The following is a 26836-nucleotide window of genomic DNA, read 5'->3' as shown; positions in this document are numbered from 1 at the left end:
TTCGTTGCTCAGAGCGCGTATTTCAATTCGATGCCAATGTAGTCGGAGTCATGGCCGCCAGCGCGGCGCAGCGTCTGGCCGATCTCATAGTGCACGGCTTCCAACGCTCCGGTGAGGTTGGCGTTGAAGCGATAGTCGGCGCGCAACTGCGCATAGACGCCGGACCACGAGCTGCCCTGCCCCGCGGTGCCGGCGACCGCGACATTGGGCTGGACGTAGATCGCGTCCGCATCGGTCACGCGCCATTGCAGGCCGATCGCGGCCATGAATGACAGCGCGGCGGTCGGCTTCACCGTCAGCGACGGCTTGAGATGGATCAGGTTGGTGTAGCCGGTGAAGCCGGCCAGCGTGAAGTAATAGCCGTTCGGGAACAGCGGATTGAACGTCTCGATCCTGTTGTCGCCGGGATGGCGGTCGCCGGAGGCGCCGTCGACCTGAAGGCCGATGCGCGGCTGCCAGGCGAGGTCGGCGAAGGTGTAGCCGGCGCGGGCGCCGGCGCCCCAGGCGCGGATCTGCTTCGCCCCGACCGAGCCCGCCTGCCCCATCGCCTCGAGATCCCAGTCGAAGCCCGCGAGCTTGCCGGCGAAGCGGATGTCCAGCACGTGGCGCTGCTCGAGGCCGGCTGCGTCGAGGAAACGCGCATTGTCGCGCTGATAGTAGGAATAATACGACGACAATTCGTTGGTGCCGAGCACCTGGCGCTCGACGCGGAAGGTGTGGAACAGGAACGATCCGTTCGACGTGTCGTCGAACGGACGCACCAGATTATATTGCACCGGCTGGCTGACGAAGCCGATGAAGCGCCATGGGCCGCTTTCCCAGTCGGCCCACAGCGCATCGAAGGACTGGCGCACGTTCGGTCCGTCGCGCGACGACACGAAGCGCTGCAGGTCGAAGTCGAAATCCTGCCGCCCGACCCGGGCCTTGAACGTGCCGCTCTCCGTCGTATTGACATAGGCGAGGAAGGCGAGCCGGAGGTCGAGCGGGTCCTGGTCGACGGACGTGATCTTGGCCTTGCCGAAGGCACGGTCGTCCTCCAGCTGGACGAACAACTGCCAGTTCTCGTTGAGATGTGCGTCGGCATGGATCTGCAGCCGTTGCAGGACATGCTGATCGGGTTTCGTTCCAGCGATGCCGAAGCTCGCGGCATCCAGGCTCTCGAACCGCTCGCGCAGGTTCATGCCGAACGAGACGTAGCTCTGCGGATGGTCCTGCTGCAGCGGGATGTACTTGATCGGATCTGATGGCGCCGTGCGCAGCGCCGGATCGGCCAGCACCGACCAGTCCTCCTGCCAGCGGTTGGTGCGGATCGCCGGACGCGAGGCGTTGTCCTCGGCGAAAGCTGGCGTGGCTGCACACAGCGCGCTGAGCAGCGTACTCGCGACCAGGGTCTTTCTCAGGAGCCACGCCATCCATGACCTCTCAGGAATCGCCGCAGCATCCTACTTCAATGGCGCATGAATCTCCGCGACATAGCCGCCGGGAAACTGCACCACCGCCTGCTCGCGCCTGTCCGAGTTGAACGGCTCGACCAGCACAGTGGCGCCCGCTGCTTTTGCCTTGTCCAGGGTCGCCTTGAGATCAGTCACCTCGTAGCCGGTCGTCTCGCGTCCGAACGGATACGGCAGATGGCCGTCGGTGACGAGCACGGTCATGCGGCCGAACACCGACGCGATGCGGATGCGCCGATAGTGATCATTCGGACGGCCGATCTCGACGCCCGGCGCCCTGGTGTCATCGGAGATGACCTTGCCCTTGGAGAAGCGCAGGAAGGCGCGCGTGAAGGTCTCGGCGCGGTCGGCTGACACATAGACGCGATTCTCCGGAACGGTGTCGAACGCCGGATAGGACGGCTTGGTCGTGTGCCAGTACAGCTGCATGTTGACGCCGCCCGGCCATTGGATCACGGCATCACGTCCGATCGGATCGGGGAATGGCGCGACCAGCACGTCGGCGCCGGCGGCCTTGGCCGCCTCGATCGCCGCGTCCAGATCGGTGACCAGATAGCCGGTGCGTTCGGCCCCGAACGGATACGGAATTCCGGTCTTGAAGCCGAACAGCGAGACCGTGCCGACTGGCGTCTGCAACAGCTGCGAGGTCGTGCTGCTCGGAGCAGGCGTCACCGTCGCAACCACCTGCTTGGTGCTCTGGCCGCCGAAGGTGGCGAGGAAGCTGGTGGCGAACTTCTCGACGTCGTCCGGCGCGACATAGACATGCGTGGTGTCGTATTGCGCGCCCACGCCGATCAGCGGCGCCGCGTCCTTGGCGAACGCGGGCGCGGCGAGCAGCGTGGTGGCGATGACGGCGCCGAGCAGATGACAGGAACGGACCATGACGACCTCGAATGAGCAGATGTGGATCAAGCGCGGTGCGTGCGCCAGGAGATGATCGAGACGAGCACGAGGCCGGCGATCAGGCCGAGATGCTCGAAGAAGGCGTTCAGCGCCATGAACCGGTCATGGCCGGACATGTGCCAGAAATCATTGGCGGCGAGCATCGCAACGAGCGTGAGCACGCCGAGCGCGCCGGCGCCGAGCCAGACGAACCGGTTCGCGATGACGAGCACCGAGCCGATCAGCTCGACGGCGATCGCGGCCGCCGCCCACAGCGCCGCCGGCTCCAGGCCGAAATGCGCCTGCTCGGCAATCGCGCTCGGGAAGTCCATGAACTTCTGGACGCCGCCGATCAGATAGGCTGAAACCAGCGCGACCCGCGCCGCGTGCCACAGCCAGCGCCAGTCGAGCACCGCGGCGATCGGCCGTGGCGTGTCGGACATCCCCGCCATCTCAGACCGCCCAGCAGGCGCAGCCGAGCGCACCCCAGAAGCTCTTGAGATCGGAGACCGGCAGGCTGGAGGACCATGCCCGCGCGTGGTCATGGCCATGCACGCCGCATGCGCTGGCGCAGCCGCACATCTGCATCGCCTGGGCGCGGACGCCGCCGTGATCGTCCTTCTCCAGCCAGGCGCCGTAGCCGCCGAAGCGGCGCACCGGCGACCACTCCGGCATGGCCGGCGGCGGAGCCGCGTCGTCCAGCGGCTTGAACGCGGCGGCGGCGTAGACGATGCGGCCGCCGACCATGGTGAGGTCGCTGGTGATGTCGGCGATCTCGGCCTCCGCACAGGAGAAGAAGTCGCGATCCGGCACGATCAAATCGGCGAACTGCCCGACCGCAATGCGGCCCTTCCTGCCTTCTTCGTTGGAGAACCAGGTGACGTTCTCGGTCCACATCCTGAGCGCGGTCTCGCGATCGAGGCAGTTGCGCTGCGGATACAGCCGCAGGCCACCGACGGTGCGGCCGGTCACCAGCCACGACAGCGACACCCAGGGGTTATAGGAAGCGACGCGGGTCGCGTCGGTGCCGGCGGAGACCTTGACGCCCTTGTCGAGGATCTTCTTCACCGGCGGCGTCGCCTCGGCCGCGCCGAAGCCGTAGCGCTCGACGAAGTACTCGCCCTGATAGGCCATGCGGTGCTGCACGGCGATGCCGCCGCCGAGCGCCGCGATGCGGTCGATCGATTGGTCCGAGATCGTTTCGGCATGGTCGAAGAACCAGTGCAGACCCTCGAGCGGCGTATCCTGGTTGACTTTCTCGAACACGTCGAGCGCGCGCGAGATGGTCTCGTCATAGGTCGCGTGCAGCCGCCACGGCCACTTGTTCTGGACCAGGATGCGCACGACCTCCTCGAGCTCGCCTTCCATCTCGGCCGGCATGTCCGGCCGCGGTACGCGAAAATCCTCGAAATCGGCGGCAGAGAACACCAGCATCTCGCCGGCGCCGTTGTGGCGGAAATAGTCGTTGCCCTGCTTGTAGGTCGAGCTCTGCGTCCAGCGCAGGAAGTCGTCTCTCTCGCCCTTTGGCTTCTGGGTAAACAGATTGTAGGCGAGCCGGATCGTGAGCTGGCCGTCATCGGCCAGCTTCTGGATCACGGCGTAGTCGTCCGGATAGTTCTGGAAGCCGCCGCCGGCATCGATCGCACCGGTGACGCCGAGCCGGTTCAGCTCGCGCATGAAGTGCCGCGTCGAGTTGAGCTGATAGTCGAACGGCAGCTTTGGACCCTTGGCCAGCGTCGCGTAGAGGATCGCGGCGTTCGGCTGGGCGAGCAGCAGGCCGGTCGGATTGCCCTGTGCGTCACGCGCGATCTCGCCGCCTGGCGGCTGCGGCGTATCCTTGTCGTAGCCGACGGCACGCAGCGCGGCGCCGTTCAGGATGGCGCGGTCGTACAGATGCAGCAGGAACACGGGCGTGTCGGGCGCGACGGCGTTGAGCTCGTCAATCGTCGGCAGCCGCTTCTCGGCGAACTGGTGCTCGGTGAAGCCGCCGACCACGCGCACCCATTGCGGCGGCGGCGTGATCGCGACCTGGGCCTTGAGCATCGCCATCGCGTCCGCGAGCGAGCGCACGCCGTCCCAGCGCAGCTCCATGTTGAAGTTGAGCCCGCCGCGGATGATGTGCAGGTGATTGTCGATCAGCCCCGGCAGCACGCGACGGCCCTTGAGATCGATGATCTTCGTTCGGGGACCGGCGAGCTTCATCACGTCCTGCTCGTGGCCGACCGCGGTGAAGGCGCCGTCCTTGATCGCCACCGCGCTCGCCGTGGGATTGGACCGATCGAGCGTCGTGAACAGGCCGTGATGGAGGATGAGATCGGGGTAATCGCTCATGAGGCCTTCTCATTCTGGGCGGTAGAATTGGTCGTCTCTGCCCGGCCGTGGTGGCCGGGCAGCAGGCCGAAGATGTGCGTGGCGCAGGCCGCCTTCTGCCACGCGGCAGCAAGCGTGGTCCCGTTCAGGAGCTGCTTGCCCACGGGGATCACCTGCTCTCCGACGAGGATGCCGAGCAGGCCGACCAGCGCCACCAATGGCGGCGCCGGCGAGCGGACCTGAAGCAGGCTGTAGATCACGCCGACCAGCAGCCCTGCCCCGAGCGAAAACAGATAGATCTTCATCGTTCGTCCCGGGACTACTTGGCCCCGCCCTCCGAGGCGTGCTCTCCAAGCGCCCATTTGGAGAAGCGGATCTGGATGCCGTAGGGCGAATGCGCCTTCAGGATCTCCATCATGCCGTCATAGGTCTCGGCACGCGCCCAGTCCTGCTGCAGCTCGAAGGCGAACTGGCATGAGGTGATCGGCACCGCGCCGGCCTGCACCGCGCGGTCCATCGCCCTGTTGTGCGCTTCGAGCGACAGGTCGCCGCAGGCATCGGCCGGGATGTAGATCTCATAGCCTTCGCGCAGCATGTCGAGCGTCGGGAACAGCACACAGGCCTCGGTCCAGAGTCCCGCGATGATGAACTTCTTGCGACCGGTGGCAGCGACCTGCTTGCGGAAGCCGGCATCGAGCCAGGAGTTCATCGCCGTGCGGTCGACGATGTCGTGCTCTGGAAACAGCTCGGTCACCTCCGGCATGAAGGGACCGGAGAACGAGTCCTTGGCGACTGTGGTGAGCACGGTCGGAATCTTGAACAGCTTGGCCGCCTTGGCGACGATCTGGATGTTGTTGAACACGCCGAGGCGGTCATGAGACTGCACGCCCTGATACATCGCGGGCTGATAGTCGATCAGCGCCACGGCGCAGTTCTGCGGGGTCAGCATTTCGAGCTTGGACACGAGGTTCTCCTTGAAGGGTCGAATCGATCAGGTGAGAGACGCTCGCGGCGCCAGCGTGGTTGGCGCGAAACGCCGCCACGAGAAGACACCGAAAGCAATGAACAGAGCGAGCGTGACGAGCTGAGCTGCGGCGAACGGCGGCTCGCTCTGCGTCGGCGCCAGGACATTGAGCACGCCGATCTTCTGGAACGACTGCACGATCGCGACGAAGACGTTGAGATAGAGCGAGAGCAGCGCGGTGACGACGTAGACCCGTCGCCACCATCCCGACAGCGCGAACGCATAGAGTGCGGCGCTGGCCGCAATCAACAGCGCGAGCAGGATGATGCCGATGATGCGCGGCGGGTCGAGACCGAACGGCGGCAGCGGAAAGCCGGTCACGCCGGTGAGGAAGGTCGTGACCAGGAACAGCGCCGCCCAGGCCGCCAGATGGCGGCCTGCCAGCATGCCGGCGAGCATGACGAGCCCGGTCGCGATTCCGATCAGGCTCAGCACCACGTGGATCTGAAGAAACAGGGCCGTCGGAATTCCCCAGGTCATGCAAGCCTCCTCTGATCAGCCCTTGATGAAGGTCAGTAGGTCGGCGTTGATGGTCTCGGCTTCCGTGGTCGGCATGCCGTGCGGAAAGCCCTTGTAGGTCTTCAGCACGCCGTTCTTCAGCAGCCTGGCCGACAGCGGCGCGGAATCCGCGTAAGGCACGATCTGGTCGTCCTCGCTGTGCATGACCAGCACCGGCAAGGTGATCTTCTTGAGATCCTCGGTGAAATCGGTCTGCGAGAAGGCGACGACGCCGTCGTAGTGCGCCTTGGCGCTGCCCATCATGCCCTGCCGCCACCAGTTCTGGATCACGGCCTCGGACGGCTTGGCGCCAGGCTTGTTGTAGCCGTAGAACGGCCCAGCGGCGACGTCGCGATAGAATTCCGCGCGGCGCGTGGCGACCTGGGTCTGAAAGTCGTCGAACACCGACTTCGGCAGCCCGCCCGGATTGGCCGCGGTCTGCAGCATCAGCGGCGGCACCGCGGCGATGATGGCAGCCTTGGCCGCGCGGCTCTCGCCATGGCGCGCGAGGTAATGCACCACCTCGCCGCCGCCCGTGGAATGGCCGACATGGATCGCGCGCTTGAGATCGAGATGCGCGGTCAAGGCCGCGAGATCGTCGGCATAGTGGTCCATGTCGTGACCGTCGGCGACCTGGGCCGAACGACCATGGCCGCGGCGATCATGGGCGATGACGCGAAAGCCGTGATTGAGGAAAAACAGCATCTGCGCATCCCAATCATCCGCTGACAGCGGCCAGCCATGGCTGAACACGATCGGCTGGCCGGAGCCCCAATCCTTGTAGTAAATCTCTGTGCCGTCATTGGTTTTCAGAACGGGCATGATTTTCTCCTGCGCGCCAGCCATGCGGTCGCACCAACGAATTTCGTGTCGCGATCGCCAATACCCGGTGCTATGCAATCTCATGTGCATCTGCACAATGACCCGAGGAGGCCAAAGCACTGGCCCCAGAAGGCCAAGGGATGGCTCAGCAGATTCGAACCACATCGTCGTCCTGGATGCGCGGCGTCGCGACGACGCTGAACGAGCAAGGTCTGGATGCGGCCGCGCTGTTCGCCGACGTAGGCCTCTCGATCGACGATCTCGACGATTGCGATCGCCGCTGGCCGACCGAGGCGCTGAGCCGGTTGTGGATGCTGGCGGCCGAGCGTTCGGGCAATCCGGACATCGGGCTGGCAAAGCTCGATGCGCCGCGACCTGACAACTATGGCGTCGCCGGCTATGCCATGATGTCGAGCCCCACGCTGCTCGCCGGGCTGACGCGACTGATCCGCTACATGTGCCTGGTGAGCGACGCGGTGACCATCACGCTCGAGCAGGGCAATGGCGGCCGTTGGGTGCGGACCGACGTGTTCGGCGGTGAATGCCCGATTCCGCGGCAGCGCTATGACTACGGCGTCGTCAATCTGCTCAATCTATGCCGGTGGATGCTGGATCGTCCGCTGACGCCGCTCGCCACGCGTTTCTCGCATGCGGTGCCGCTGTCGATCGCGTGCTACAACAGGGCGTTCCAATCCCCACTCGAATTCGATGCGCCATTCAACGGCTTCCTGGTGTCGGATCAGGATCTCGCCTGCAAGCTGACGACCTCTGCGCCCGAGCTTTCGGCAATCCACGATCGGATCGCCGACGAGGCGCTGGAGCGTCTGGTCAAGGCCGACACTGCGTATCGCGCCCGCGCAGCGATCGTCAGGCTGCTGCCCGACGGCAGCCCGCTGCGCTCGGCCATCGCAGCCGAGCTGGGCTTGAGCGACCGAACCTTCCAGCGCCGGCTGGCGGACGAAGGCCTCTCCTTCAGCGATCTCGTCGACGATGTCAGGCGCGAGCTCGCCCAGCGCCATCTCGCCGATTTCCGCATGACGCTCACCGACATCGGCTATCTGCTCGGCTATGCCGACCAGAGCACCTTCTTCCGCGCATCCAATCGCTGGTTCGGCGAATCACCGGGCGAATACCGCTCGCGGCTGATGGAGGGCGTGCGGCGGGAAGTCGCTGTCGCGCGCGGACCATGATCCGCCGGCGGGAGACGGCTTCAGACGCGTTCTTCAGAACATCCCGTTGGGATTGGCCGACTGCTCGGGAACGGGCTGAACCGAATCCCAATGCTCCTCGATCTTGCCGTCCTTGAGACGGAAGATGTCGACGATGGCGTTGCCGCGTGTGCCGGGCTCGCGGACGGCGTGAACGCGCAGCACGACGAAGTCGCCGTCGACATGCACCTGCGTGATCCTGCTGTGCGACTGTGGGAATTTGGCCTTCAGAAATTCGATGAACTTGCGAAATCCCTCCGGGCCGTCCTCGGCGTTCGGATTGTGCTGGATGTAGGTGCCGAGATATTTCGACGCCGCCTCGAAATCCTTGCGATTGAGGCCCTGCTCATAGAAGTCGAGCACGATCGCCTTGTTGCGCTCCTCCTGGGCCGAATAGGCCCGCTGAGCCAGCACCGGTGTTGCGACCGTGGCGAACAGCACCGCGGCCACCGCGGCGAAACGCGTCATCATTCCGTCATCTCCCCCGGGGCGCAGATATGATGCAGCCGTTGCCCACCCCAGCTATTTCGGCTGTCGCCAGCTAAGCGGACTTCCCACGGGAAGTGACCTCAAAGATGAGTGACCTCAATAATAGCGGTGGAGATGATGCACCGGGCCGTGGCCGTGTCCGACCGTGAAGCGATCGGCAGCCGCGATCGCGCCGGAGATGAAGGCCTTGGCGTTGCCTACGGCCGCCTCGAGGCTCTCCCCCTTCGCCAGCCCTGCGGCCACGGCCGACGACAGCGAACACCCCGTGCCGTGGGTGTTCTTCGTGTCGATGCGCGGCGACGGCAATGGGATGCTGGTTGCTGATGTGATCAGGTAATCGGTGCTGTCAGCGCCCTGCCCGTGGCCGCCCTTGATCAGCACCGCCGGACAGCCGAGCGCGAGCAGCCGGCGGCCTTGCGCCGCGATCGCCTCGTCCGAGGTCGCGACCGGCTCGTCGAGCAGCGCGGCCGCCTCGGGCAGGTTCGGCGTGATCAGCGACGCCCGCGGGATCAGCCCGCGGCGCAGCGCGTCGATCGCATCCTCCGGCAACAGCCGCGCGCCCGAGGTTGCGACCATCACCGGATCGAGCACCACGTGCCGCGGCCGCCAGCGCGCGAGGCTTGCCGCAATGGCGTCGGCAATCGGCGCCTGCGCCACCATGCCGATCTTGACCGCGCCGACCGCGAGGTCATCGAACACCGCATCGATCTGCGCGGCGACGAAATCGGGCGGCACCAGATGCACGCCGGTCACGCCCCTGGTGTTCTGGGCGGTCAGCGCCGTCAGCACCGAGGCGCCATAGACGCCGAGCGCCGCGAAGGTCTTGAGGTCGGCCTGGATACCGGCTCCCCCGGAGGAATCCGAACCGGCGATGGTGAGTGCGACGGGGGTGCTCATGCCCCCTTCCTAGCGCGGGCCGGCCGCGCCCGGCAAGCAGGCCGGCCCACCGGAGAAAGCGTATCGACTTCGTCGGAAAACGCTATATTGAGGCGAAAGATGCCTTCCGGAGACAGCCCGCAATGGTTCCCTTCTTCGTCCAGATCAAGTGCAAGCTTGGCCAGTCCTACACGGTCGCCAATGCGCTGGCGGAAGCCGAGATCGCCTCCGAGATCTACTCGACGGCGGGAAATTACGACCTGCTGGTGAAGTTCTACGTCGACAATGCCACCGACATCGGCCACTTCGTGAATGAGAAGGTCCAGATCCTGCCCGGCATTCAGGACACCCACACCATCATCACGTTCAAGGCCTTCGGCGCCACCTGACGAGGCGCTTTCTCACCCGGCGCGGCCTGCCCGTCGGGCGCCTGCCTCAACACCTGCCTCACGACAAAGGCGCCCGTCGTGACCGACGGGCGCCGAGGTCCTGAAAATGGGTCAAGCATGGTTTCGTCATGAAAGACGGTGGCGGCCGGAGACCGTTGTCCGCCAATTCGCACCAGTGGGCCGGAAAGCCGGACCTTTCGATCGTGAGGGGCAATGGGGGGACCGTCGAACGGCCCGGCTTTCCCTTCGGCAACTTGGCGACAGGCGTTCTATAGCGGGTACGCGGAGCACCGGGTCAAGGCGGGCGGCCGATCCGATACGGTCGATCAAGAAGTTGAGACGAAAACTCAAGAATGACTGCGGCGCCGCGTGAAGAGTGAGATCAAAGCCGTTTCGTCCCTGCTGCCGAGCTACGGCTTTTGCGCCGAGCAGATGGACACCGAGGCGAACATTGCGGCGTGGCGCGAGGCCACGTCGACGTTCTTCGAGGTCGACCAGCTCGCGGCCGGCGAGGCCGCTCCGTTCAGAGCGGACGTGCTGTCCTATGCGCTTGGCTCCGTGCTGCTGGGATCGGCCCGTGCGAGCGGCCAGCGGTTCCGGCGATCGGCCGAAACCGTCGCCCGCAGCGGCGTGGATCACATCATCCTGCAGCTCTACGTGAACGGCAGCTATGAGGGCGTCGCGGGCGCCTCGCCGATCCGGGTCGAGGCCGGCGACCTCTGCGTGCTCGATCTCGCCCAGACACTCGAAACGCGCGCGACACCGTTCGAGAACGTCACGTTGGTGGTGCCGCGTCCGATGTTCGATGCGCGCCTGCTGCAGGTCGACGACCTGCACGGCCTGGTGCTGCCGCGCAGCGGCGCGCTGGCGCCGCTGTTGGCGCGGCATTTCGGCGCGCTGCTCGACTGTGCGCCGCGCATGAGTTTCGACGAGTGCCAGGCCGCGGTCGAGGGCACGATCGCGCTGATCTCGGCGTGCCTGCGCGGCGAGCTCGAACGCCGCGATGCCGACCGCAGCGTGACGCCGGACGCCTCGCTGCTCCGCGTCCGCCAATATATCGAAGCGCGGCTGTCGAGCCCTGAACTCAGCGCCGACGCGGTGGCGCTGCATTTCGGGATGTCTCGCGCGTCGCTCTATCGCCTGTTCGCGCCGATCGGCGGCATCGCCGACTACATCCGCAGCCGCCGCCTGCACCGCGCATTCTTCGATCTCGCCGGGACGGGATCGCGGACGCAGCGCATCAGCGAGGTCGCGCGGCGCTGGCAGCTCGGGACCGATGCGCATTTCACGCGGCTGTTCAAGGCCGCCTACGGCATCACGCCGAGCGCCGCGCGCGAGGCCGCCATGCTGGGCTCGCCACGCCTGCCGGTCGACGCGGACGCCGAAACCGCCTCGCCGCTCAGCCGTTGGATGCGAGGGATAGCAGCGCCCCGGACCGGGGAATGAGCGCGACGACGGCCGCCGAGTGCGGGTCGTCGTCCCCGGATGCGTCGTCCTCAGATGCGTCTTCGGCCGGCTGCGGCTCGTCGGCATCGGACGCAGCGCGCGCGATCTCCAGATGCTGCTCGAGCTGCTCGACCGGCATCGGCCGGCCCAGCAGATAGCCCTGCGCAAAGTTGACGCCGAGCGCGCGAAGTTGCACCAGCTGCTCTTCGGTCTCGACGCCTTCGGCGGTGATCTGGATGCCAAGCCCCCGCGCCAGCGTCACGACCGAGGAGATGACGGCGGCACTTTCGTCGCGCACGCTCAGATTGGCGACGAAGGACTTGTCGATCTTGATCTTGTTGAACGGGAACGCCGTCAGCGAACGCAGCGACGAATAGCCGGTGCCGAAATCGTCGAGCGCCAGCGAGATGCCGAGGCCCTTCAGCCGGTCGATGAAGCTCTCGTTCTCGGCCGCGCGCTCCAGCAGCACCGACTCCGTGATCTCGATCTCGAGACGCTTCGGATCGAGGCCGGACCTCGCGAGCGCCGACTGGATGACGTCGAACAGTTCGGCCTGCTTGAACTGGACGGGCGACAGGTTCACGGCGATCTTGACGTCGTCCGGCCATGCGGTGGCGTCGTCGCAGGCGCGCCCGATGATCCATTCGCCGAGCGGCACGATCAGGCCGGTCGACTCCGCAAGCGGGATGAACTTGTCCGGCGGCACCAGCCCCTTGACCGGATGACGCCAGCGCACCAGCGCCTCGACGCCGCGGCGCTCGCGCGTCTCGGCGTCGTAGAACGGCTGATAGTGCACCTCGAACTGGCACTGCGCGATGGCGTCGCGCAGATCACCCTCGAGCGTGTTGCGCGCCTCGAGCTCGGCCGACATCGCATCGTCATAGAGCGTGTAGCAGCTGCGGCCGGCGGATTTCGAGCGATAGAGCGCGAGGTCGGCCTTCTTGAGCAGGTGCTCCTGGTCGCGGCCGTGCTGGGGCGCGAGCGAGATGCCGATGCTGGTGCCGATCTCGACCCGTTGCCCGCCGAGCTGGAACGGCTCGGCGATCAGCTTGGTGATGCGCTGCGCAAGCTCGATCGCGGCGGCGCGCTGGTCGGCGGATCCGGCCTGGATCAGGGCGAACTCGTCGCCGCCGAGCCGGGCCAGCACGTCCTCGTCGCGCAGCTGCGATCTCAGCCGCTGAGCGACCTGCACCAGCAGTTCGTCGCCGGCGCCATGGCCGAGCGAGTCGTTGACGTTCTTGAAGCGGTCGAGGTCGAGCAGGAAGACGGTGAAGCGGCCGCTCTTCTCGTCGTTGATGCGCTCCATTTCCTCGAGGAAGAAGGCGCGGTTCGCAAGGCCCGTCAGCGCGTCGGTCTGCGCCAGCTCGAGCACGCGGCGATTGGCGAGCGCGAGCTGCAGGGCGTTGCGGCTCGACAGCGCGAGATACACGGCGAGGAAGATCGTCGTCGCCATGCCGGCCGCATACAGCGCCAGCGCGCGGTTGTGGCTCGCCATCAGGCTGCCACCGGCGGGCGCCGCCTGGAACACCCAGTCGGCATCGCCGATGCGCAAGGTCGTCGACCAGATGCTGGGGTCCGCGGGCCAGCGCTGCGGGTCCACGCCGGAGGCGTTGATCACGCGCTCGGGCGGCAGAAGGTTGATCGCGAGCGCCGGGCTGTTGGGATTGTTCGCGCGCACCGACTGCAACAGCGTCGGCAGGTCGAATACGCCGATGATGAAGCCGCTGAGATTGCGGCGGCGGTCGGCGACCGTCGTGCGCGACGTCCCCTTGGCGTAGACGGGGATGCCGATCATCACGGCGTTGTTGCGCTCGTTCTGATTGATCAGGTTCTGACGCGTGCGCAATGCGCCGATCACGTCGTAGTCGCGCGACTGTTCCAGCACGGCGCGATGGTCGGGAATGCTCCAATAATCGAGACCGTAGACCGGCGAGGTCTTCGCCTCGGTGGAGAAGTAGACCGGATAATATTCGTCGCTCTCCGGCGCCACGGTGCCGTCGGGGTAGGACTTGATGCGAAAGGCGGGAACACCATCGGTGATCGCCGCCGCCTCGTATTCGCCGCGCTCCTTGCGCTTGATCCGCGGCAGCCACGCCAGGCGCAGCATGCCGCGATGCGCCTCGAACAGGCGCGCGCTGAAGGTCTGGTACTCGCTGCGGGTGATGTCGTCGTTGGCGGATTCGAAGCGGGTGCGCAGCGCGGTCAGCCGGCTGACATATTCGTTGACGCCGTTCTGGACCAGGATCGCCTGAGCTTCGGCCACGCCTTCGAAATCGGTGCGCGCCAGCCGGTTTTCCCAGCGTCCCACGGCAACCGTCCCGACGACCGACAGCACGACGCCGACGCATGCCGCGATGATCGCAGGGCGATAAAGCCGGTATCGCGATAGCGACGCGCGCAGCCTCTCGCGCCCGCTACCGCTGCGAGCATCATCCTTTTCCTGCAGCGTCGGTGCGCTGTACTCTTCAACCTGCAATATGGCCCCCGCCAAACGGCTGCCCCTCACCACGATGCGGCCGATGCTGGCCGCGGTAAGTTAAGGACGGTCAAAGATGATCCGTCGTGGCGTACCAGAAACCGGGCTTGGTTAACGGCTGACTGTTGAGGGCCGCCCAAAACGCGATCAAGCGCGGGCCACGTCTTTAGCGAGGTCTTCATTCAACACGCCTAGACTGAGTTGTCATCAAGCGTACTCGTGCATCGAAGATCGCAATGAACTGGTTTTCAAGCCTTCGGATCTCCATCGTTCTCGCCCTGATCGCCGGCGTGCTCCCGCCCGGGTCTGCGCGCGCCGACGAGCTCGGCGTCACCAACGACTCCATCATGTTCGGCCAGGTGGCGGCGCTGGAGGGCCCGTCGGCCGCGCTGGGCCAGGCGGCGCGCCAGGGATTGCTGGCGGCCTTCAACGAGCTCAACGCCAAGGGCGGCGTCTACGGCCGCAGGCTGAAGCTGGCGAGCCGCAATGACGGCTACGACCCCGATCGCTCGGTGGTCGAGACCATCAAGCTGATCTACGAGGACAAGGTGTTCGCGCTGATCGGCGCCGTCGGCACCCCGACCGCGATGGCCACCGCGCCGATCGCGGCGTCGAACGACGTCCCCTTCATCGGGCCGATCTCGGGCGCCGAATTCCTGCGGGCGCCCGAATTCCAGAACGTCGTGAACATCCGCGCAAGCTACGCGGCCGAGGCCGAAGCCACGATCAAGCATCTCACCGAAGAGCTTCACCTCACCCGCATCGCCATCTTCTATCAGGATGACTCGTTCGGCCGCGACGTGCTGGCCGGCGTGAAGACGCATCTCGATCGCCGCGGCCTCGAGCTCGCGGCCGAAGGCACGTTCGAGCGCAACACGCGCGCGGTCGGCGCGGCGCTCAAGGTCATCCGGCGCGCGGAGCCGGAAGCGGTGATCCTGGTCGGCACCTACGGCCCGTGCGCCGAGTTCATCAAGATGGCGCATCGCAGCGGCTTCAACCCGACGTTCTCGGCGGTGTCCTTTGTCGGTGGCAATGCCCTTGCAAAGGAGCTCGGTCCGGAGGGACGCGGCGTCATCGTCTCCGAGGTGGTCCCGTTTCCGTGGGACACCGACCTCCGCGTCGTCGCCGACTACCAGGCCGCGATGAAGACGCTCGATCCGAGCCAGACGCCGGATTTCATCGGGCTCGAGGGCTACATCACCGGCCGCCTGGTGGCCCGCGCCCTGGCGATGACCGGGCCGAACCCGACCCGCGCCGAGCTGCTCCGCATCATCAACGAGGTCGGCCAGTTCGACATCGGCGGACTGGTGGTCAGCTTCGGCAACGCGCGCAAGGAGAATCCACCGCCGGTATCGCTGACGGTGATCCAGAGCGACGGCAGCTTCAAGCCGATCTGACCTGCGTGCGCGCGCTCGCCGAACTGATCAGCTTGCCGGCTTCTTCGGCTTCGGCGGGCCTTCCGCCGGCGGCAGCGATTTCAGATAGACCGCCATCGCCTTGCGATCCTCGGGCGTGAGCTGCGAGGTGTTGCGGATCACCCGCGCCATCGAGCCGCCGGCGCTGTCGCCGTCGGGCAGCTGTCCGGTCTCGAGGAAATAGCTGATGTCGCTCTCGCTCCAGTCCGCCAGGCCCTTCTGGGTGATGTTCGGCACGAAGCCCTGACCTTCCGGATCCGGCCCACCCGCCAGACGCTGCGCCGAAACGATGCCGCCGAGCGCGTTGCGCGGGCTGTGGCACTCGGCGCAATGGCCGAGCGTATTGACCAGATAGGCGCCGCGATTCCACTCCGCCGGGCGCGCGGCGTTGGCGGCAAACGGCCTGTCGTCGAAGAACAGCAGCTTCCAGACCCCAACGGTGCGACGGATGTTGAACGGGAATGGCATGTCGTGCGCGCGCGAGGCGCCGGCGACCGGCGGCAGCGTCTTCATGTAGGCGAAGAGATCGCGGACGTCGTCGATCTTCGCCGCCGCGTAGGAGGGATAGGGAAACGCCGGGTAGTAGTGGCTGCCGTCCGGCGACACGCCGCTCACCACCGCATTGACGAACTCGGCCTCGCTCCAGCGCCCGATACCGTCAGTGGGGTCGGGCGAGATGTTGGGCGCATAGAAGGTGCCGAACGGCGAGCTCAGCGGCAGACCGCCGCCGAGCTTCAGTCGATCCGGCTGGTTCGGCACCGCGTGACAGGACGCGCAGCCACCGATGTTGAACATCTCCTGCCCGTTGGCGAGATCCGGCGCGCGCGTCGCCGCTGCGAGCGTGATCGTCGACGGCTGGGTCAGCCACCAGAACACCGCCATGCCGGCGGCGCCGAGCACGCAGAGAGCAAGCAGGAGGCGGCGTAGCATGGTGGCTCCGTCACAGCAGGAGGATATCGTCGGCCCGGCGATCATCACCGGAGCTCGGCGGCGCCGTGATACGTCAGGACGCCCGCGCGGCGCAAACAAACGGGGGCGGACGCCATGTCGCGTCCGCCCCCGTTGATGGCTGGTCAGATCAACTGTTCTTGAGACGGAAGGTCTCGTGACAACCGCCACATTCCTTGCCGATGCCCGGCGCGGTCGCCTTCAGGCTGTCGAGATCCTTGATCTTGGCCTTGGCCTCGGTGACGACCTTGCCGAAGGTCTCGATCTTGGCCTTGAAGCCGGCCTGGTCTTCCCAGATCTTCGGCGACGGACCGTAGTCGCCTTCGAACTTGGCGCCCTTCAGGCTCGCCGGATACATCGTCGGCAGCTTCTTGGCGGTCTCCTCGAGCTGCGCCAGAGCGGCATTGACGGCGGCCTGATCATACGGCTTCTCGCCCTTGACCATCGCGATCAGGACACCGCCGAGGTTCTTGGCGTTGGCCTTCATCGTGTCCTGGCTATGCTTGACCAGATCCTGCTGTGCCATCACGGCGCCGGCCCCTAGCAGCAAAGCTGCGACAGCCACGACAGTCCGCTTCATCAATTCGCTCCTTTGTTGTCACAATCCCGTCCAGCCCACCTGGACGGGTCGCTTGGGTGGTCAACCCCTCAGCCGGCGGGTTATTCCGGAATTGAGGCGGATATCGGAGGAGATCCGGAGGGAGAGTACTCAGAGACTATGACGGCGATGCTGCTCCCGGATCGCGATCCAGACGCGCTCCGGGGTCGCCGGCATGTCGATGTGATCAATCTTGTACTCGCGCCAGAGGGCTTCGACGATCGCATTGACGACGGCCGGACAGGAGCCAATCGCGCCCGCTTCGCCGGCGCCCTTGACGCCCATCGGATTGGTCTTGCAGGGCACGTTGTGGGTCTCGAAGGTGAAGGACGGCGCGTCGGCGGCGCGCGGCAGCGCGTAGTCCATGAAGCTGCCGGTGACGAGCTGAGCGTCGGAGTTGCTGTAGACCACCTGCTCCATCAGCGCCTGGCCGATGCCCTGCACCGCACCGCCATGCACCTGGCCGGCCAGCAGCAGCGGATTCAGCGTCACGCCGAAATCGTCGACGATGACGTAGTTGACGATCTTGATGATGCCGGTCGCCGGATCGATCTCGACCTCGGCCACATGCGTGCCGTTCGGATAGGTGCCATCGGCGCTGGCGAAGGTGGCGCTGCCGTTGAGCTTGGCGGGATCTGTGCCCGGACGCTTGGCGAGATCGGCGAACGAGATCGCGCGGTCGGTGCCGGCGACGCGGATCACGCCGTCGGCGATCTCGAGATCGCCGAGGCCGGCCTCGAGTGCTTCCGCCGCGATCTGCTTGAGCTTGTCGCCGAGCTCATGGGTGGCGCGCTGCACGCTGACGCCGCCGGAGGGAATCGAGGCCGAGCCACCGGTGCCGAGGCCGGTCGCGATTTCGGCCGTGTCGCCCTGGTGGATGTGCACGCGCTCCGGCGGCAGGCCGAACTGCTCGGCGACGATCTGGGCGTAGGCGGTCTGGTGGCCCTGCCCGCTCGACTGCGTGCCGATCAGGATGGTGACGTCGCCGTTGGGATCGAGCCGCACGTTCGCGGTCTCCTCGCCCATGGTGCCGCAGACCTCGACATAGCTCGCGAGCCCGATGCCGCGGATCAGCCCGTGCTTCTTCGCAGCCTTGGCGCGCTTCGGAAACTCCTTCCACTGCGCGATCTCCATCGCGCGCTTGAGATGCGCATTGAAGTCGCCGGAATCATAGACCTTGCCGGTCGCGGTCTTGTAGGGCAGCGCGCGCGGCGGAATGAAGTTCTTGCGCCTGATCGCATCGACGCTCATGTCGAGCTTGCGCGCGCAGGCATCGACCAGGCGCTCGATGACGTACGCTGCCTCGGGGCGGCCCGCGCCGCGATAGGCGTCGACCGGAACGGTGTGGGTGAAGATCGTGCGCACCCGGCAGTGGAACGCCTGGATGTCGTAGAGGCCCGGCAGCATGCCGGCGCCGCCATGCGGGATGTACGGCGCGAAGGTCGAGAGATAGGCGCCCATGTCGCCCATCAGGTCGACGTCCATGGCGAGGAACTTGCCGTCCTCGGCCAGCGCCATCTTCGCCGTGGTGACGTTGTCGCGGCCCTGCGCGTCGCCCATGAAATGCTCGGAGCGGTCGGCGGCCCAGCGCACCGACTTGCGCAGCCGCTGCGCGGCGACCGCGAGCAGCGCATACTCCCGGTAGGGAAACAATTTTGTGCCGAAGCCGCCGCCGACGTCGGGGCAGATCACCCGCATCTTCTCGGTCGGGATCTTCAGCACGTTCTGGCAGAGGATGTCGCGCAGCCGGTGGCTGCCCTGGCTGCCCGCCGTCAGGGTCAGATGATCGCGCTTGGTGTCGTATTCGCAGACCGCGGCGCGCGTCTCCATGAAGCTCGCCACCACGCGCGGATTGACGATGCGGATCTCGGCCACCGCATGCGCTTTCGCGAAGGCCGCCTCGGTCGCGGACTTGTCACCGATCGAAACGTCGAACAGCACATTGCCCTTGTGTTCGGCCCACACCTGCGGCGCATCCGGCTTGATCGCGTTCACGACGCCGGTCACGGCCGGCAAGGTCGTCCACTCGACCTTGATCGCCTCCAGCGCGTCGCGCGCGTGATCCAGCGTATCGGCGACGACGAAGGCGATGGCGTCACCGACGTGGCGCACCTCGTTCTTGGCGAGGATCGGATAAGGCGGCGCGGTGAAGGGATCGGTCTCGAGATTGAACAGGCAGGGCAGCCCACCGAGCTCCGCGGTGTCGGCGGCGGTCAGGATCAGCGCCACGCCCGGCAAGAGCCGCGCCTGGGTGACATCGATGGTGAACTTGGCATGGGCATGCGGCGAGCGCAGCACCAGCGCATGCAAGGCGGCAGCCGGCGCCAGATCATCGGTATAGCGGCCCTTGCCGCGAATCAGCGCGTCGTCCTCTTTCCGGAGAACGCTTTGTCCGACGCCGAACTTGATAGGAGCTGCCATCTGGTTTCACTTCCCGCTTGCATTGTCGCAAATATTGGACGGCATATTGCAGCGGAACGAAGACTCGCGCAAACGCCATATGGCCGCCCCTGGACCCACGTGCGGTCAACTCTCCGCAGGCATGCCACCAGCTCGATGCTGCAGCGCAAACATCAGCGCCGCACGAGGGCCTTGAGCCAGCGCGGGCCGAACAGCACCAGAATGGCGCCGGCATAAATGACGGCCCCCACCACGATCAACAGGCCGAGAACGGCTTCGTCCTGCAAGCGGCCGAGCGAAGCGAGATGGGCCGATGCCACCAACGCCGTCGCCCACAGCGCCGCCGCGAGCACCACGCCGGTTCCGGCAAATTTCAGCAGCGACATGGTGAGCCGCCGATCGAAGCGCAGATAGCCCTTGTGCACGGCGAAGCCGAGCACGAGCAGCAGGTTGATCCAGGCGCCGACGGCCGTCGCCAGCGCGAGGCCGACCTGGGCCAGCGAGCCCATCAGCAGCACCTTCAGCACGACGTTGGCGGTCAGCCCGGTGAGCGAGGCCTTCACCGGCGTGGCCGTGTCCTTCCGAGCGTAGAAGGTCGAGACCGCGCTGCGGATCATCACGAACGGAATGAGGCCGACGGCATAGGCGGCAAGCGTCGCACCCGCCGCCGCCGCATCGCCCTTGGTGAAGGCGCCGCGCGCGAACATCGCCCGCGTGATGACGTCGGGCACCGCGAGGAAGGCGGCGACGAACGGCACCGAGAACAGCAGCGTGAACTCGAAGGCGCGGCGCTGCTGCTCCATGGCCCCTTCATGATCGTTCGCCGTCAGCCGCCGCGACATTTCCGGCAGCAGCACGGTGCCGATGGCGATGCCGATCACGCCGATCGGCAATTGGTTGAGACGGTCGGCATAATACAGCGCCGAGATCGCGCCCGCGGGGAGGAACGTCGCGATGATGGTGTCGGCGAACATCGCCACCTGCGTGCCCATCGAGCCGAGCGTGGCCGGCCCCAGCGCCTTGAAGAAGGCGCGGATGTCGTCGTCGAGCTTGAGCGGCGCGAAGCGCGGCAGCCCGCCGTGACGGGCGAGATCGCCGGCGAGCAGGAAATATTGCAGGAAGCCCGAGATCAGCACGCCCCAGGCCGCGGCATGACCGACGCCGGGGAAGAACGCCGCCAGCGCCAAGGTCCCCATCATCGCGAGATTGAGGAAGATCGACGCCGCCGCAGCGCTGGCGAAACGCTGCATCACGTTGAGCATGCCGCCATACAGCGTCACCAGCGTGATCAACAGCAGGTACGGAAAGGTGATCCGGGTCAGCGTGATCGCCAGGTCCCGCTGCGCCGGATCGTCGGTGAAGCCGGGCGCCAGGATCGTCATCGCCTGCGGCATGAACACCCAGGCGAGGACCAGCAGCACGATTTGCGAGGCCAGCAGCAGGGTGAAGATGCGGTCGGCAAACAGGCTCGCCGAGGCCGGCCCCTTTTCGCCATGGACATGCGCATAGGCCGGCACGAAGGCCGCGTTGAACGCCCCCTCGGCGAAGATCGCCCGGAAATGATTAGGCAGCCGGAACGCAATGAAGAACGCATCCGCCACCGGCCCAGCGCCGAGAATCGCCGCCAGCATGATGTCGCGGGCAAAGCCGGTGAGGCGCGACAGCAGCGTATAGCCGCCGACGGTGAAGATACGTCCAAGCATGGGGGGCTTCTAGAGCATTGGGGGGAGAGTTTGAAGCGGAGAACGTGGGCGATGGCCGCTTGGGGCCAAAGTGTGGCGACACGGCAGCTGGCCCCCTCTGCCCGCTTGCGAGCCCAAGGCTGGTTAAGATCATCTCCCACCTGCGAGGGCGTCGGCCCAAAACCTTCCCCGCTCGCGGCAGGACAATCGCATATCATGAAACGAGGTATGGCTGCCCCTCGCTTCAGCCCCGGCGGCCTCTTTTCAGCCAGCTCAAGTCCGTACAACACTACATACCTGCCCCACGCAGGACGGCTATCCCTTCCGCCTGAGCCATCTGCATTGCGTCGAGGCTCTTCCCGCCCATTCTCGCAATTGGGATACCCATCGAGGGGCGCAGCATCGACCCGAAGCTGAAATTCTCAGGCCCTTCTTGATTTTCCCAGCCCTTGCTAATTACTCCATAGACATAAACGCCTTCCTTATCGAAAATTGGGCCACCGCTCATGCCACCTGGAATTTTGGCGCCGAATGAGAAGCATGGCCCCGGCGTCGATACATCCCGCTTGATCAAATTGTCCGGAAAGAACTGAATGATTTTGCCCACCGAGCCATGCAGATCGAACTGTGGCTGTGAGATGAAAATCTGCCCTGCAGCATTCACGTTGAGTTCGAAATCCGACATGTCTGCATAACCAAGCGCATGCGCTTCCGATCCTTCGCGCATGCCTACGCCGATCACGCCCGACTGCACGAGCGTCAAAGGCTGGTGCGGATAATTCGTGTTTGTCCGCGCCGGCACCTTACATATCGCAATGTCATAAGTGATTTTGACATCAACACCTCTGAACGAGAATGGCGCGTCGCGAGACTGCGCCATGAGCATCGACCACTCGAAGGGATAGAACGCGAAGCCTGGGGCTTGGAACAGCGGATTGTTCGGCACGAGCACGCCGAAAGCGAGTCCTTGCGTCTCAATGACTTGCCCCTCAGCCTCGCGCACATTTCCATACCGTCGATCAATCGGATCGGTGATGACATGCGCTGCGGTGACCAACAACCCTGAGCAACTAATGAAGAACGCAGTGCCTACGCATCGTACTCTACGTTCGCCATTGGCGACGGCGACGACCGGCACAATGCTTTCGCCTAAGGCGGACCTGATCGTTCCGCCGACAGGGGGTGTTTGGGTTAAGACAACGTCGTCACGAACAGCAAAAAACTCCTGTCCAGATCGTTCTGGTCCCAAGAGATCCAGCCCTTTCATATCCACAATGGCGTATGCGCCGTCTTGCTGCTGCCGCCAGAAGAGTTTCAAGATTTTCATGCGATCCCCATCGCCGCAGCAAGACACTGGAGTAGCCCGTAGGGCGAATTGCCATCCGCCCTACTCGCTGCGAGCATCAGCGCCTCGCTTTCAGCGCCCCCTTGTCGACGTACGGGAAGGGTAACGTCATCCGGAGCATGAGAACGAGATTGAAGACGTAGGTCAATAACACATAAATCAGTGCCACTGTGGACCAACGTCCAAGGGATGGATGCTGCCAAATGTCATAGATGAGAGCCCAATGAACCGCGAAGGAAGCTGCGATCGCGATGCAAACCATTACAACTATGAGAAGCGCAGCAACAATGACAAACGCTTTTCCGTGCCATAATCCAAATTGCCAGCGGTCGTGCTCGCGCGGAATGTAGATCCTCACGTTGAACGCGGTTGGGATGATAAACACGCCGAAGTGCTTTAGTTCGGATGCTACGGTTCCTTCGGCTACCGCTGAAGCGACATGTAGCGCAGCATCTCGCGAGTAAGTCAGTGCAGCCATGAAGACAGCCGCGGTGGAAGAGACCGCCAAGAGTACTTCACGAATTCCTTGGATGCTTTTCAATTCAACGCTGAAGAGCGAGCTCTTGGCATCCGGAGACACGAAGCCTACAATTAAAAAGGCGATGACGGCAGCTTGCAGCGCGAACAGCTTTAGAAGCCATTCCTCCTGCTGCTTTACCTGTCCAGCAATGGCTTCTACGAACGAATGATCGAAGAAGTCGTCGGCCCCATGTTGAGTGAGCGCCTCTCGCACGTCTGCCTGGATACGCTGCTTGTAGGTAAGCCACTTCGTGGGAAATTTCATAGCTGCACCGGCATCCGGACGAGAGAGACGTCACTCGAGGACTTCAGGCCGCGGAAGCGTTGAGCGATTTCGCTATCGAGAATCTGTTGCATCAGGTCGCGAGCCTTGCTCGCCTTCGTCGTATCCTCGAAGTGTGGCCTTACGGACGGGGATTTTCGCTCTTGCTGGAGGTTGAAGCCAGGCAGGATCTGCCCATTGGGCACCTGGGTATCAGCGACTGTCGTGAGCTTCCACGGCATGCGTCCCTCCTCTGCGACCATCATCCTAAGGTAGCATGAGATGCCGCTTTGGAGTCCAATATTCGCCCAATGCAGGCTCGACGGCCCGTCCGATCCATCCTTAGCGCCGAGCGTGCGGCTTTCGCTCCGGCATGGGGCGTCTCAGCACGCAGGGGTGAACTAGCGGACCGGATCTGTCCCGCCGGAATTCAGATGGCAGCCTGAGTGACATGCTGATCGAGGCTGGAGGCAGGTCAGTCAGCGGGCTAACACGAGGAAAGCCAAAGCAGGGGACCAGCTTTCCAGCCAACTCGGTTGATAGTGCGATGCGGTCTATCGCCCCGCCTGCTGAACCCGCGTTGCGTCGTCCAAATCGCGCGCGCCAAAAAACTCATTTCGCGAACCACTTCAAGCGCATCCCCCGATCCGCCCCGTGCCGGAAGAATATTCCGCTTTCTTTTTATCAGAAATCATGATTGTATGTCGCCGTCCCGTCTCGATCAGAGGGGCGCTTCGCGGTCGTCACGGACGTTGAGGCGGGATGCGGTGGGCGTGTCGATATTGCAGCGTGGTTCTCCATGCCGACGAACGACGTCGATGCGCACGGTCAAGTCGCGTGGTCCTGGCATCCCGACGCTGATGCCAAGTTGGTGCTGATGCGCAAAGCGCAGTGCCGATGACGGTGGCCAAAAAGCCCGGAGCACCGGGGAGAACGCGAAGCAGCCGTTCCATCCATCGCGCGGGGAATGCCGGGATGTCTCGGCTGAACCTGTGGTTCCTGCCGCCTGCATTTTTTTCGCAGGCGGGCCATGGGTGCGGCCAGCGCCCGGCATTCCCCGTGCCCTCTTCGAGGAGAGGGCAGGACGAACAGCAAAGCTCGGACGCGATCAGCGCCGCGAGAGAGCGGAGTTATGTCTCACCGCCGTCATTGCGAGGAGCGAAGCGACGAAGCAATCCAGAGTCCCACCCGGGGCTCTGGATTGCTTCCGCCGTCGCCCTTCGGGCTATGGCGGACAAGTCGCTTCGCTCGCAATGACGATGAGTGTGTCGATGCGGCGTCAGCACGAACAACACCGGAGAAGGAGCGAGATGCGTGCCAAGCACTCCGCTATCATCCCGGACAAGCCGGCCGACGCAAAGCGGCGGCGGGCGCTGATCCGGGATCCATACGCCGTGCGGCCGATGGGGCGCGTGGATCGGGCCGCCTGCCCGTTTCAGAGATCACGCGGTATGGGTCCCGGCGTTCGCCGGGACGACAGTGTGATTTGGGGCTGCCAACGGGGCAGATCGCCCGCGGCGCTGTGAGCCGCGCCGCAGCAAGCGGCGTGACGTCAAGGATGCGTAAGGCCTCAGGCGCGGACGGCGCCGCGGACGACGTCGATGATGCGCCCTTGCGTCGGCTCGTCGAGATAGGCGTGCATCGGCAGGCTGATGACATCGCTGGACAGCTGCTCGCTGACCGGCAGGCCGCCATCGGCGCTCGGGAAGATGCGGTAGGCGGTCTGCTGATGCATCGATTTCGGATAGTAGATCGCGGTCGGAATGCCCTGCGCCTTCAGCGCGGCAGCGAAGGTGTCGCGGTCGACGCCCTTGGGCAGGCGGATGGTGTATTGCGCCCAGACCGAGGTGCAGCCCTCGGCGAGGCGCGGCACCTTCACGACGTCGGCCAGCGCCGCGGTGTAGCGCTCGGCCACCGCGTTGCGCGCGGCGATCTCGTCCTCGAAGATCTTGAGCTTCTCGATCAGCACCGCAGCCTGGATGGTGTCGAGCCGCGCGGTGAGGCCGAGGCGGACATTGTCGTATTTGTCGCTGCCGCCACCATGGGCGCGCACGCTGCGCAGGCGCTCCAAGAGGCCGGCATCGTCGGTGAGGATGGCGCCGCCGTCGCCGAAGCAGCCGAGCGGCTTGGCCGGATAGAAGCTGGTGGCGGTGGCGAGGCCGAAGGTGCCGATGCGGCGGCCCTTGTAGCTGGCGCCAAAACCTTGGGCTGCGTCGTCGAGCACGAACAGGCATTCGTCCCCCGCGATCGCGGCGACCGCATCGTGGTCGGCGCTCTGCCCGAACAGGTCGACTGGGATGACGGCCTTCGGCTTCAGGCCAAGCCGCTTCGCGGTGGCGATGCCGCGGCGGAGCGAGGCCGGATCGATGTTGAAGGTGTCCTCCAGCACGTCGACGAACACCGGCGTGGCGCCGGTCAGCGCCACCGCTTCGCCGGTGGCGCAGAAGGTGAAGGACGGGCACAGCACCGCGTCGCCGGGGCCAATGCCCTGGGCCATCAGCACCATCAGCAGCGCGTCGGTGCCGCTGGAGCAGCTCACGGCGTATTTGGCGCCGCAGAATTCAGCCAGCTCCTTCTCGAGCTGGATGATTTCGGGGCCGCCGAGAAACTGGCAATGCGCCAGCACGCGGGCGACGGCGTCATCGAGCGACTTGCCGAGCCGCTGGCGCTGCGCGGCGGTGTCGATGAACGGAATGGGCTGATGACGCAGGTGCTGGTTCATGAGCTCTGACACATGTTCGCAAACGGAAATGAGGATGAAGCGAAGGCCGGGCCGGCTAGCCGGCCGCACGCAGCTTGGTGGCGGCGGCCTCGGCCGGACGATGGCTCGAGGTTTCCAGGCACTGCGTGGCGATCGCCAGACTCGCGACGCCCTCGTCGCCGGTGACGGCGGGCGACGTGCCCGAGCGCACCGCATGCAGGAACGCGATCAGCTCGGCGCGGAGAGGCTCGTCATGGCCGACCGGGAGATGCCGCATCGAGTAGCTGCCGTCCGGCTTGAAGCCGAAGCATTCGGTGACCTGGCGGGTGAGCAGGTCGCCCATGATGTACTTGCCGCGCGTCGCCACGGTGACGTTGCGCGCCTTGAACGGCGTCAACCAGTTGGTGTTGATGTGGGCCAGCACGCCCGAGGCGGTGCGGAACTGCAGAAGCGCGATGTCCTCGCGCTCGGCGACCGCGCTGGAGAGCTGCGGCTGCACCTCGATGATGTCGGACTCGGTGAACCAGCGGATCAGGTCGATGTCGTGCACGGCGAGGTCGATGACGACGCCGACATTGGACATGCGCGGCGGGAACGGGCCGACGCGGGTGATCGCGATCGACAGGATGTCCTCGCCGGCGATCGCCTTCTTGATCGCGGCAACCGCCGGATTGAAGCGCTCGACATGGCCGATCATCAGGGTGACGCCGGCGCGGTGCGCGGCCGAGACGATCTCCTTGCCTTCCTCGACCGTGGAGGCGATCGGCTTCTCGACGAGCAGATGCACCTTGCGGGCGATGCAGGCGAGCGCGAGCTCGTGATGCAGATGGGTGGGAGCGGCGATCGTCACGGCGTCGACGCCCTCGGCGACGAGCTCATCGAGCGTCTCGAAGGTCGGGCAGTTCGCAAGCTCGGTGACGCGGCTGCGATGCGCCGGCAGCGGATCGACGACGCCGACGAGGTGCACGTCGGGCAGACCGGCGAGCACGCGGGCATGATTGCTGCCCATCACGCCGGCTCCGATCACGCCGACTCGCAGCGCCTGCCTCAGCTCGGCCTTGTGGCCCGCCCCCTTGGAACTCATGTCATCGACCC

Annotated in this window: 24 protein-coding genes; 4 read left to right on the top strand and 20 right to left on the bottom strand. The window is 65.3% G+C overall.

Features of this window, described 5'->3' with window-relative positions; translation table 11 throughout:
* Nucleotides 1-8 precede the first annotated feature (8 nt).
* Genes ACQR03_RS21050 through ACQR03_RS21015 form a run of 8 tightly spaced genes read right to left on the bottom strand, consistent with a single transcriptional unit; the run spans nt 9 to nt 6987 of the window.
* On the bottom strand, nt 9-1412 hold the full coding sequence (locus ACQR03_RS21050) for an alginate export family protein (RefSeq protein ID WP_315753198.1): 1404 nt from the start codon (nt 1410-1412) through the stop codon (nt 9-11).
* A gap of 30 nt (nt 1413-1442) precedes the next feature.
* Entirely contained in the window at nt 1443-2333 is an 891-nt protein-coding gene (locus tag ACQR03_RS21045; RefSeq protein ID WP_315753199.1) for a glyoxalase, read from the bottom strand.
* 26 nt (nt 2334-2359) lie between these two features.
* Nucleotides 2360-2785: a DoxX family protein gene (locus ACQR03_RS21040; protein WP_315753200.1), complete on the bottom strand. Its 426-nt coding sequence runs from the start codon at nt 2783-2785 to the stop codon at nt 2360-2362.
* Nucleotide 2786: 1 nt separating this feature from the next.
* Nucleotides 2787-4664, bottom strand: coding sequence for an amidohydrolase (locus ACQR03_RS21035; RefSeq protein ID WP_315753201.1), 1878 nt, complete (start codon nt 4662-4664; stop codon nt 2787-2789).
* Nucleotides 4661-4948, bottom strand: a complete 288-nt coding sequence (locus tag ACQR03_RS21030) for a XapX domain-containing protein (protein ID WP_315738868.1) — start codon at nt 4946-4948, stop codon at nt 4661-4663. Before ACQR03_RS21030 ends, ACQR03_RS21035 begins: the two co-directional genes overlap by 4 nt.
* A 14-nt stretch (nt 4949-4962) precedes the next feature.
* Complete coding sequence (locus ACQR03_RS21025) at nt 4963-5607, bottom strand: hydrolase (RefSeq protein ID WP_315712755.1); 645 nt, start codon at nt 5605-5607, stop codon at nt 4963-4965.
* Between the two features lie 27 nt (nt 5608-5634).
* Nucleotides 5635-6147, bottom strand: a complete 513-nt coding sequence (locus ACQR03_RS21020) for a hypothetical protein (protein WP_315753202.1) — start codon at nt 6145-6147, stop codon at nt 5635-5637.
* A 15-nt stretch (nt 6148-6162) separates the two neighbouring features.
* Nucleotides 6163-6987, bottom strand: coding sequence for an alpha/beta fold hydrolase (locus ACQR03_RS21015; RefSeq protein WP_315753203.1), 825 nt, complete (start codon nt 6985-6987; stop codon nt 6163-6165).
* Nucleotides 6988-7127: 140 nt separating this feature from the next.
* On the opposite strand from ACQR03_RS21015, the gene ACQR03_RS21010 reads away from it, so the two are divergent.
* Nucleotides 7128-8177 (top strand): AraC family transcriptional regulator, encoded by a 1050-nt coding sequence (locus ACQR03_RS21010; protein WP_315753204.1) that lies wholly within the window; start codon nt 7128-7130, stop codon nt 8175-8177.
* 33 nt (nt 8178-8210) lie between these two features.
* On the opposite strand, the gene ACQR03_RS21005 is transcribed toward ACQR03_RS21010, so the two are convergent.
* Together ACQR03_RS21005 and thiD are read right to left on the bottom strand one after the other, a co-directional pair.
* Nucleotides 8211-8666 carry a nuclear transport factor 2 family protein gene (locus ACQR03_RS21005; RefSeq protein ID WP_409977945.1) on the bottom strand — a complete coding sequence of 152 codons (456 nt, stop codon included), beginning with the start codon at nt 8664-8666 and terminating at the stop codon, nt 8211-8213.
* 114 nt (nt 8667-8780) lie between these two features.
* A complete protein-coding gene (gene thiD / locus ACQR03_RS21000) occupies nt 8781-9581 on the bottom strand; it encodes a bifunctional hydroxymethylpyrimidine kinase/phosphomethylpyrimidine kinase (protein WP_315753205.1) in 801 nt (266 codons plus the stop codon).
* Between the two features lie 122 nt (nt 9582-9703).
* On the opposite strand from thiD, the gene ACQR03_RS20995 reads away from it, so the two are divergent.
* Nucleotides 9704-9949 (top strand): Lrp/AsnC ligand binding domain-containing protein, encoded by a 246-nt coding sequence (locus ACQR03_RS20995; protein WP_315712762.1) that lies wholly within the window; start codon nt 9704-9706, stop codon nt 9947-9949.
* A gap of 381 nt (nt 9950-10330) precedes the next feature.
* Nucleotides 10331-11395, top strand: coding sequence for a helix-turn-helix domain-containing protein (locus tag ACQR03_RS20990; RefSeq protein WP_315753295.1), 1065 nt, complete (start codon nt 10331-10333; stop codon nt 11393-11395).
* Here ACQR03_RS20990 and ACQR03_RS20985 read toward each other — a convergent pair.
* On the bottom strand, nt 11349-13871 hold the full coding sequence (locus ACQR03_RS20985) for a bifunctional diguanylate cyclase/phosphodiesterase (RefSeq protein ID WP_315753206.1): 2523 nt from the start codon (nt 13869-13871) through the stop codon (nt 11349-11351). The two genes, ACQR03_RS20990 and ACQR03_RS20985, sit on opposite strands and share 47 nt — an antisense overlap.
* Before the next feature lie 236 nt (nt 13872-14107).
* Here ACQR03_RS20985 and ACQR03_RS20980 point away from each other — a divergent pair, with 236 nt between their 5' ends.
* Complete coding sequence (locus tag ACQR03_RS20980; RefSeq protein ID WP_315753207.1) at nt 14108-15268, top strand: ABC transporter substrate-binding protein; 1161 nt, start codon at nt 14108-14110, stop codon at nt 15266-15268.
* Nucleotides 15269-15295: 27 nt separating this feature from the next.
* Here the strand turns inward: ACQR03_RS20980 and ACQR03_RS20975 are convergent, their stop codons facing one another.
* The 9 genes from ACQR03_RS20975 to ACQR03_RS20935 all read right to left on the bottom strand — a co-directional run bounded on the left by ACQR03_RS20975 (nt 15296) and on the right by ACQR03_RS20935 (nt 26825).
* A complete protein-coding gene (locus ACQR03_RS20975; RefSeq protein ID WP_316201843.1) occupies nt 15296-16216 on the bottom strand; it encodes a cytochrome c in 921 nt (306 codons plus the stop codon).
* A 148-nt stretch (nt 16217-16364) separates the two neighbouring features.
* Nucleotides 16365-16814, bottom strand: a complete 450-nt coding sequence (locus tag ACQR03_RS20970; RefSeq protein ID WP_315753208.1) for a c-type cytochrome — start codon at nt 16812-16814, stop codon at nt 16365-16367.
* 129 nt (nt 16815-16943) lie between these two features.
* Nucleotides 16944-19253: a xanthine dehydrogenase family protein molybdopterin-binding subunit gene (locus ACQR03_RS20965; RefSeq protein ID WP_316201842.1), complete on the bottom strand. Its 2310-nt coding sequence runs from the start codon at nt 19251-19253 to the stop codon at nt 16944-16946.
* Nucleotides 19254-19405: 152 nt separating this feature from the next.
* The gene (murJ, locus tag ACQR03_RS20960; RefSeq protein ID WP_315753210.1) at nt 19406-20935 is read right to left on the bottom strand and encodes a murein biosynthesis integral membrane protein MurJ; all 1530 of its coding nucleotides are present in this window, start codon (nt 20933-20935) and stop codon (nt 19406-19408) included.
* Nucleotides 20936-21203: 268 nt separating this feature from the next.
* Nucleotides 21204-22241 (bottom strand): trypsin-like peptidase domain-containing protein, encoded by a 1038-nt coding sequence (locus ACQR03_RS20955; protein WP_434841830.1) that lies wholly within the window; start codon nt 22239-22241, stop codon nt 21204-21206.
* Nucleotides 22242-22317: 76 nt separating this feature from the next.
* A complete protein-coding gene (locus ACQR03_RS20950) occupies nt 22318-23043 on the bottom strand; it encodes a hypothetical protein (protein ID WP_316201840.1) in 726 nt (241 codons plus the stop codon).
* A complete protein-coding gene (locus ACQR03_RS20945; RefSeq protein ID WP_316201839.1) occupies nt 23040-23282 on the bottom strand; it encodes a hypothetical protein in 243 nt (80 codons plus the stop codon). The genes ACQR03_RS20950 and ACQR03_RS20945 overlap by 4 nt, the downstream gene beginning before the upstream one ends.
* A 1328-nt stretch (nt 23283-24610) precedes the next feature.
* The gene (locus ACQR03_RS20940; RefSeq protein WP_434841829.1) at nt 24611-25762 is read right to left on the bottom strand and encodes a DegT/DnrJ/EryC1/StrS family aminotransferase; all 1152 of its coding nucleotides are present in this window, start codon (nt 25760-25762) and stop codon (nt 24611-24613) included.
* A 55-nt stretch (nt 25763-25817) separates the two neighbouring features.
* Nucleotides 25818-26825, bottom strand: coding sequence for a Gfo/Idh/MocA family protein (locus ACQR03_RS20935; RefSeq protein ID WP_315712777.1), 1008 nt, complete (start codon nt 26823-26825; stop codon nt 25818-25820).
* Nucleotides 26826-26836 lie beyond the last annotated feature (11 nt).

This window comes from Bradyrhizobium sp. HKCCYLS3070 (genome assembly GCF_051167575.1).
Classification (GTDB): Bacteria; Pseudomonadota; Alphaproteobacteria; order Rhizobiales; family Xanthobacteraceae; genus Bradyrhizobium.
The sequence above is the reverse complement of the archived record's forward strand: the minus strand, read 5'-3'. Positions and strand labels throughout refer to the sequence as shown.